The sequence below is a fragment of the Bradyrhizobium sp. genome (assembly GCF_036735945.1).
Classification (GTDB): Bacteria; Pseudomonadota; Alphaproteobacteria; order Rhizobiales; family Xanthobacteraceae; genus Bradyrhizobium.
Genome location: NZ_DAINNI010000179.1, coordinates 1 through 7,531 on the forward strand (window position 1 = coordinate 1; position 7,531 = coordinate 7,531).

Below are 7,531 nucleotides of genomic sequence, written 5' to 3' on the forward strand. Positions count from 1 at the left end.
ATGAGACGATCCAGATCGGCAAGCAGGACGTGATCTTCGCCGGCGGCTGCGAGGAACTCGACTGGTCGCTATCGGTGCTGTTCGACGCCATGGGCGCGATGTCCTCGAAGTACAATGATACGCCCGCTACCGCCTCGCGCCCCTACGACATCAGCCGCGACGGCTTCGTCATTGCCGGCGGCGCCGGCGTGGTGGTGCTGGAGGAACTCGAGCACGCCCAGGCGCGCGGCGCGAAAATCTACGCCGAGGTGGTCGGCTATGGCGCGACGTCTGATGGTTACGACATGGTGGCACCGTCGGGCGAAGGCGCCGAGCGCTGCATGCGGATGGCGATGTCGACCGTGAAGACGCCGGTCGATTACATCAATCCGCACGCGACCTCGACACCGGCCGGCGATCCCCCGGAAATCGAGGCGATCCGAAAGGTGTTCGGCACCGGCGAGAAGTGCCCGCCGATTTCGGCGACCAAGGCGCTGACCGGCCACTCGCTCGGCGCCACCGGTGTGCAGGAGGCGATCTACTCGCTGCTGATGATGAACAACGGCTTCGTCTGCGAGAGCGCCCATATCACCGAGCTCGATCCTGTGTTCGCCGACATGCCGATCGTGCGCAAGCGCATCGACAATGCCAGGCTCGGCACCGTGCTGTCGAACTCGTTCGGCTTCGGCGGCACCAACGCCACGCTGGTGTTCAAGCGGATGGATGCCTGATTTCGTTGTTGCCGTCCCTCGTTGGCGGCAAGAGGCCGGCAGGCCGCCGGTGGTGACTTTGCAACAATCCGAAACGGGGTGGGCATGATTATCGAACCGCGCGTGCGAGGCTTCATCTGCACGACGGCACATCCGGTCGGCTGCGCCACCAACGTCCGCGAGCAGATCGCTTACGTTCGCAGCCACGGGCCTGTTGCTGATTTCCCCAAGCGCGTCGCCGTGCTGGGCTGTTCGACGGGTTATGGTCTGGCGAGCCGCATCGTCGCGACCTTCGCCGGCGGCGCCGATACCATCGGCGTGTCGCTGGAGCGCGAGCCGTCGGCAACGAAAAGCGGCAGCGCCGGCTGGTACAACAATCGGGCCTTCGAGATCGAGGCCGAGAGGATCGGACGATCACCCCTCACGCTCGAGGGCGACGCCTTCTCCGACGAGCTGAAGAAGACCTTCATCGATCGGGTCCGCGAAAAGTTCGGACAGCTCGACATGCTGGTCTACAGCATGGCCGCTCCGGTTCGCACCGATCCGGTCACGGGCAAGACCTGGCGCTCGGCGATCAAGCCGCTCGGAGCGCCCGTCGCGATCAAGACCCTCAACACCGAAACCGGCGAGGTCTATCAGACGACGATATCGCCGGCGAGTGAGGATGAGGCCACCGCTACCGTCGCGGTGATGGGGGGCGAGGACTGGAAGCGCTGGATCGACCAGCTTGCCGACGCCGGCGTGCTGGCGCCCGGCTTCCGGACGCTCAACTACACCTATATCGGCAGCGAGCTGACCTGGCCGATCTACTGGAAGGGCACGCTGGGTCGCGCCAAGGCCGATCTCGACCGCAAGGCGGAAGAGATTCGCAGCCGGCTCGGCGAGGACGCGGCTCGCGTGGTGGCGCTGAAGGCCGTTGTCACCCAGGCGAGCTCGGCCATTCCGGTGGTGCCGCTCTACGGCACGGTGCTGTTCAAGGTGATGAAGCAGCTCGGCCTGCACGAAGGATGCATCGAGCAGATCGATCGCCTGTTCCGGACGCGCCTTGGCCGGGATGCCCAGGTTGACGAGGACAAGCGCCTTCGCGTCGACGACTGGGAGCTGTCGCCTGAAGTGCAGAAGGAAGTTTCGCGACGGTGGCCGCTTCTCACGACGGAAACGCTCGGCGAATTGGCAGACCTTCCGGAGTACAGGAGCCAGTTCCTGCGGCTGTTCGGGTTCGGCATCGACGGCGTCGACTATGCGCAGGACGTCGACCCGCGCGTCGTTCCGGCTTGACGTTCAGCCCGCCGCGATCTTCTCGGCGCGCTGGAACGCCGGGCGCGACACGCAGCGTTCGATATACGCGTCGAACGAGGGCCGCGACGGCAGCATCTTGAATATCCGCACCGCAAAATTCAGCCCGGCGCCGATCGTGATGTCGGCGGCGGAGAATTTTTCGCCGAGAATCCACGGGCCCTTCTGCAGGGCGGCATCGAGCACGTCGAAGGTCTGGGCCGCGCTGCCCCATGCCGCCGTGCTCGGCGGCACCTCCAGCTTGGTAAAGATCTGGATCAGCGCCGGCTCGATGCAGCTTGGCGAGAAGAACAGCCACTGCAGATAGCGCGCCCGCAGCGGGTCGGTGACAGCAGGCGCGAGGCCGGTTTCGGGATAGCGGTCGGCGACATAGGCGCAGATCGCCGCGGCCTCGCCGAGCGCGGCCTCGCCATCCGTCAACGCCGGCACCTTGCCCATCGGATTGATGGCGAGATACTCCGGCGTCTTCTGCGCGCCGGTCGAAATGTCGGTCAGCACGCGTTCATAAGGCAGCCCGGATTCCTCGAGCAGCCAGATCGCGGAGAACGAGCGCGAACGCGGCGACCAATAGAGCTTGATCATCTGGCGATTCCCTTTTTCTTCCAGCGATAGTACTTACTCGCGACAGGTCATGAAGTTTCAGGCGCGCGCTTTCCGACGCGATGATTTCGCCTCGCGCTGCTCGCGCAAGGCTTCGGCGGCGAGGCACACGACTTCCGAGATCTGCAGAAGCTGTCCGGCCAGCGGGCTCGTCTTGCGCCAGACCATGCCGATGGTGCGCGACGGCTGCGGGTTCTTGAAATGCGCGACGGAGACCGACGCCGAGCGCGTCTCTACGCCCACGGCCATTTCCGGGATCAGGGTGACGCCGATGCCGGCTCCCACCATCTGGACCAGCGTCGACAGCGAGCTTGCATCCAGCACTTCGCGCGGCGGCGAGGATTGCATGTTGCAGAACGACAGCGCCTGGTCGCGGAAACAATGTCCCTCCTCGAGCAGCAGCAGCCGCATCTCGCGCAGCGTCTCATGGCTCGGCACCGGCGTGCCTTCATCCCGGCCCGGCCGCACCAGCAGGAACGTCTCCGAAAAACAGGCGACCTCGGCCAGCGACGGTTGCGAAACCGGCAGCGCGACGATCGCTGTATCAAGCCGGCCCTCAGTCACCTCCTTGATCAGCCGCGGCGTCTGGGTCTCGCGAACGTGAATGTCGAGTTCCGGATGCATGCGTGCGAGATTCTCGATCACCTTGGGCAGTAGATAAGGCGCGATCGTCGGGATCACGCCGATGCGCAGCCGCCCGGCAAGCCGGTCGCGCGAGGCGCGTGCAAAGTCGCCGAGTTCGTCCACCGAACGCAGGATTTCGCGCACCCGCTGGAGGATTTCCTCGCCGAATTTCGTCAGCGAAACCTGCCGCGCGCTGCGTTCCAGCAGCACGCCGCCAAGCGCCTCTTCCATTTCCTTGATCTGCATCGAGAGCGCGGGTTGCGAGATGGAACAAGCCTCGGCGGCGCGACCGAAATGGCCGTGCCGGGCCAGCGCATCGAAATAGCGGAGTTGTCGAAGGGTGATCTGGAACATCAGATAATCTTATCGGTTCGATCATTAAAATCAACTTCACCTGATGGATGTGCGTGCTTAGATTGCTTCCAATCCAAACAAGACGCGACCCCAGGAGATAACCATGGACGACCAGACCAAATGCCCGTTCTCGGGCGGCAATCGCGCGCGCTCGAACCGTGACTGGTGGCCCGATGCGCTCGACGTTTCGATCCTCCACCGCAATTCCGACCTCTCCGATCCGATGGGCGAGGCGTTCGACTACGCCAAGGAGTTCAAGAGCCTCGACCTCAACGCCGTGATCAAGGACCTGACGGCCTTGATGACGGACTCACAGGAATGGTGGCCGGCCGACTTCGGTCACTATGGCGGCCTGATGATCCGCATGGCCTGGCACAGCGCGGGCACCTATCGCATCACCGACGGCCGCGGCGGCGCCGGGGCCGGTCAGCAGCGCTTTGCGCCGCTCAACAGCTGGCCCGACAACGCCAACCTCGACAAGGCGCGCCGGCTGCTGTGGCCGGTCAAGCAGAAGTACGGCCGCAAGATTTCCTGGGCCGATCTGATAATTCTCGCCGGCAACGTCGCGCTGGAATCGATGGGCTTCAAGACCTTTGGTTTTGCAGGCGGCCGCGCCGACGTCTGGGAGCCGGAAGAGCTGTTCTGGGGGCCTGAAGGCACCTGGCTGGGCGACGAACGCTATAGCGGCGAGCGCCAGCTCGCCGAACCGCTCGGCGCCGTGCAGATGGGCCTGATCTACGTCAATCCGGAAGGCCCGAACGGCAATCCGGACCCGCTCGCCGCCGCCAAGGACATCCGCGAGACCTTCTTCCGCATGGCGATGAACGACGAAGAAACCGTCGCCCTGATTGCCGGCGGCCACTCCTTCGGCAAGACCCACGGTGCCGGCGATCCGTCGCTGGTGGGAGCGGACCCGGAAAGCGGCGCGCTCGAAGATCAGGGCCTCGGCTGGAAGAGCAAGCACGGCACCGGCGTTGGCGCCGACGCCATCACCGGCGGTCCTGAAGTGATCTGGACCACGACGCCAACCAAATGGAGCAACAACTTTTTCTGGAATCTGTTCGGCTACGAATGGGAACTGGAAAAGAGCCCGGCGGGCGCGAAGCAGTGGCGGGCCAAGGCTGCCGGAGCCACCATCCCGGATGCCTTCGATCCGTCGAAGAAGCATGTGCCGAAAATGCTGACCACGGATCTCTCGCTGCGCTTCGACCCGGCCTACGAGAAGATCTCGCGGCGCTTCCTGGAAAACCCGGATCAATTCGCCGACGCGTTTGCTCGTGCCTGGTTCAAGCTCACGCACCGCGATATGGGTCCGGTCGCGCGCTATCTCGGCCCGCTGGTGCCGAAGGAAACGCTGATCTGGCAGGATCCGATCCCGGCCGTGGATCACCCCGTGATCGGCGAGCAGGACATTGCCGCGCTGAAGGAGAAGATTCTTGGCTCCGGTCTCACGGTGTCGCAGCTCGTCTCGACCGCGTGGGCGTCGGCGTCGACGTTCCGCGGCTCGGACAAGCGCGGCGGCGCCAACGGCGCGCGCATTCGTCTCAGCCCGCAGAAGGACTGGGAGGTCAACCAGCCGGCCGAGTTGAAGACGGTCCTGCAGAAGCTGGAAGCGATCCAGAAGGAGTTCGGCAAGAAGGTTTCTCTTGCCGACCTGATCGTTCTCGGCGGCTCTGCGGCGGTCGAAAAGGCTGCCAAGGATGCCGGCGTCAACGTCAAGGTGCCGTTCACGCCGGGCCGCGCGGATGCGTCACAGGACCAGACCGACGTCGAGTCCTTTGCCCCGCTCGAGCCGCGCGCCGACGGCTTCCGCAACTACATCAACGGCAAGAAGCATCAGTTCATGGCGCCGGTGGAGGCGCTGGTGGACCGCGCGCAATTGCTGCGACTGACGGGCCCTGAGATGACGGCTCTCATCGGCGGCCTGCGCGTTCTCGGTGCGAACGTCAGCGGATCAAAGCACGGCGTGTTCACCAAGAAGCCGGGCACGCTGACGAATGATTTCTTCGTCAACCTGCTCGACATGGGCACCGTCTGGCAGCCGGCAGCCGATGGCACCTATGAAGGCCGCGACCGCAAGACCAATGCGGCGAAGTGGACCGGCACCGGTGTCGACCTGATCTTCGGTTCGCACGCGCAGCTCCGCGCGTTCGCGGAAGTCTATGCGTGCACGGACTCGAAGGAGAAGTTCGCCGGGGATTTCGTGGCGGCGTGGACCAAGGTGATGAACCACGATCGCTTCGACCTCGCTTGAGATCTGCCGATAGCGAAAAATAGAAAGGGCGGCCGAAAGGCCGCCCTTTCTTATTGAGCCGCGATTTACACGCCGAGCGTTCCGGCCTTCGCCGACGCGAAGCGCTCGCCGACCTTGGCCCAGTTCACCGTATTCCACCACGCCTTGAGATAATCGGCACGGCGGTTCTGGTAGTTGAGGTAATAGGCATGCTCCCAGACGTCGTTGCCCATCAGCGCGCGCTTGCCGTCCATCATCGGATTGTCCTGGTTCGGGCGGGTCTCGATCGCGAGCTTGCCGTCCTTGCTGACGGTGACGAACACCCAGCCGGAGCCGAACTGGCGGCCGCCGGCGGCGTTGAACTCGTTCTGGAGTTTTTCCAGGCCGCCGAGATCGCGGTCGATCGCCGCGAGCAGCTCGCCCTCCGGCTTGCCGCCGTTCGGGCCCATGATTTCCCAGAACATGGTGTGGTTGGCGTGACCGCCGAGATTGTTGCGGACGGTGAACTTGATGCTGTCGTCGAGCGCGTTCAGATTGCCGAGCACGTCCTCGATCCTGGCCGTGCCCAGTTGCGTGTTGGTCTTGGCGACGTTGTTGAGGTTGGTGACATAGGCCGCGTGGTGGCGGTCATGATGGATTTCCATCGTCTTGGCGTCGATGTGAGGCTCGAACGCATTGGTCGGATAGGTGAGCGCGGGCAGCGTGAACGGCCCGGTCGGGGCCGCGGCTGCCGGGGCAGGAGGGGCGGCTTGCGCGAAGACAAGACGCGGGGTCGTCGCCGCGGCGGCCGCGAGGCCGGTTGCGGCAAACATCAGATGGCGCCGGGACATGGATGACATCTATTTCTCCTTACCTGTAGATGAACTGGGGTTCGTACGCGTTGAACTGAACGCCGTGGCCGCTGCGCCATCAGTTACGGAAGTGGGTGCAAGCCGGTTTCGTTTCCAGATAATCACGAACCTGCGACGTAATCGCACAGGCCTTCCCACCTCATGAATGTAACCCCGGCGGGCAATAAAAAAGGGCGGCCGGCCGGCCGCCCCCTTGTTCACGATTTAGCGATGCCTTACTCGCCGGCCGCTTCGCGCGGAGGCTGACCTTCCGCCTTCTGCTTGGCCTCGAGGTCCTCGCCGGTGGCCTGGTCGACCACCTTCATCGACAGCCGGGTCTTGCCGCGGTCGTCGAAGCCGAGCAGCTTGACCTTGACCTTGTCGCCTTCCTTGACGACGTCGGAGGTCTTCTGCACGCGGTTGGCCGCGAGCTGGCTGATATGGACGAGGCCGTCCTTGGCGCCGAAGAAGTTCACGAAGGCGCCGAACTCCATCACCTTGACCACGGTGCCTTCGTAGATCTGGCCGATCTCCGGATCGGAGGCGATCGACTTGATCCACTTGATCGCGGCCTTCATCGCCTCGCCGTCGTTGGAGGCGACCTTGACCGTGCCGTCGTCCTCGATGTTGACCTTGGCGCCGGTCTTCTCGACGATCTCGCGGATCACCTTGCCGCCGGTGCCGATCACTTCGCGGATCTTGTCGGTGGCGATCTTGAAGGTCTCGATGCGCGGCGCGTATTCGCCGAGCTCGGCGCGGGCGTTGGTCAGCGCCTTGGCCATTTCGCCGAGGATGTGGATCCGACCGTCCTTGGCCTGGCCGAGGGCGACCTTCATGATCTCCTCGGTGATGCCCTCGATCTTGATGTCCATCTGCAGCGAGGTGATGCCCTGGTCGGTGCCGGC

The 7,531-nt window shown here is 64.2% G+C and carries 7 protein-coding genes; 3 read left to right on the top strand and 4 right to left on the bottom strand.

Going from position 1 to position 7,531, the window contains the following annotated elements; all coding sequences use genetic code 11:
- Both V7E26_RS28075 and fabV read left to right on the top strand, forming a co-directional pair.
- Nucleotides 1-710, top strand: a 710-nt coding sequence (locus tag V7E26_RS28075; RefSeq protein WP_324422634.1) for a beta-ketoacyl synthase N-terminal-like domain-containing protein, incomplete at its 5' end; no start/stop codon positions are given.
- 84 nt (nucleotides 711-794) lie between these two features.
- Nucleotides 795-1,967 (top strand): enoyl-ACP reductase FabV, encoded by a 1,173-nt coding sequence (gene fabV, locus V7E26_RS28080; protein WP_324422636.1) that lies wholly within the window; start codon nucleotides 795-797, stop codon nucleotides 1,965-1,967.
- 3 nt (nucleotides 1,968-1,970) lie between these two features.
- On the opposite strand, the gene V7E26_RS28085 is transcribed toward fabV, so the two are convergent.
- The gene (locus V7E26_RS28085) at nucleotides 1,971-2,567 is read right to left on the bottom strand and encodes a glutathione S-transferase family protein (protein ID WP_324422638.1); all 597 of its coding nucleotides are present in this window, start codon (nucleotides 2,565-2,567) and stop codon (nucleotides 1,971-1,973) included.
- A 57-nt stretch (nucleotides 2,568-2,624) separates the two neighbouring features.
- On the bottom strand, nucleotides 2,625-3,563 hold the full coding sequence (locus V7E26_RS28090; RefSeq protein ID WP_324422640.1) for a LysR substrate-binding domain-containing protein: 939 nt from the start codon (nucleotides 3,561-3,563) through the stop codon (nucleotides 2,625-2,627).
- A gap of 103 nt (nucleotides 3,564-3,666) precedes the next feature.
- Here V7E26_RS28090 and katG point away from each other — a divergent pair, with 103 nt between their 5' ends.
- Nucleotides 3,667-5,817 carry a catalase/peroxidase HPI gene (katG, locus tag V7E26_RS28095; RefSeq protein WP_324422642.1) on the top strand — a complete coding sequence of 717 codons (2,151 nt, stop codon included), beginning with the start codon at nucleotides 3,667-3,669 and terminating at the stop codon, nucleotides 5,815-5,817.
- Nucleotides 5,818-5,882: 65 nt separating this feature from the next.
- Here katG and V7E26_RS28100 read toward each other — a convergent pair whose 3' ends face one another.
- Nucleotides 5,883-6,635 carry a superoxide dismutase gene (locus V7E26_RS28100; RefSeq protein WP_324422644.1) on the bottom strand — a complete coding sequence of 251 codons (753 nt, stop codon included), beginning with the start codon at nucleotides 6,633-6,635 and terminating at the stop codon, nucleotides 5,883-5,885.
- A gap of 227 nt (nucleotides 6,636-6,862) precedes the next feature.
- On the bottom strand, nucleotides 6,863-7,531 hold a 669-nt coding region (locus V7E26_RS28105; protein WP_324422646.1), incomplete at its 5' end, for a S1 RNA-binding domain-containing protein.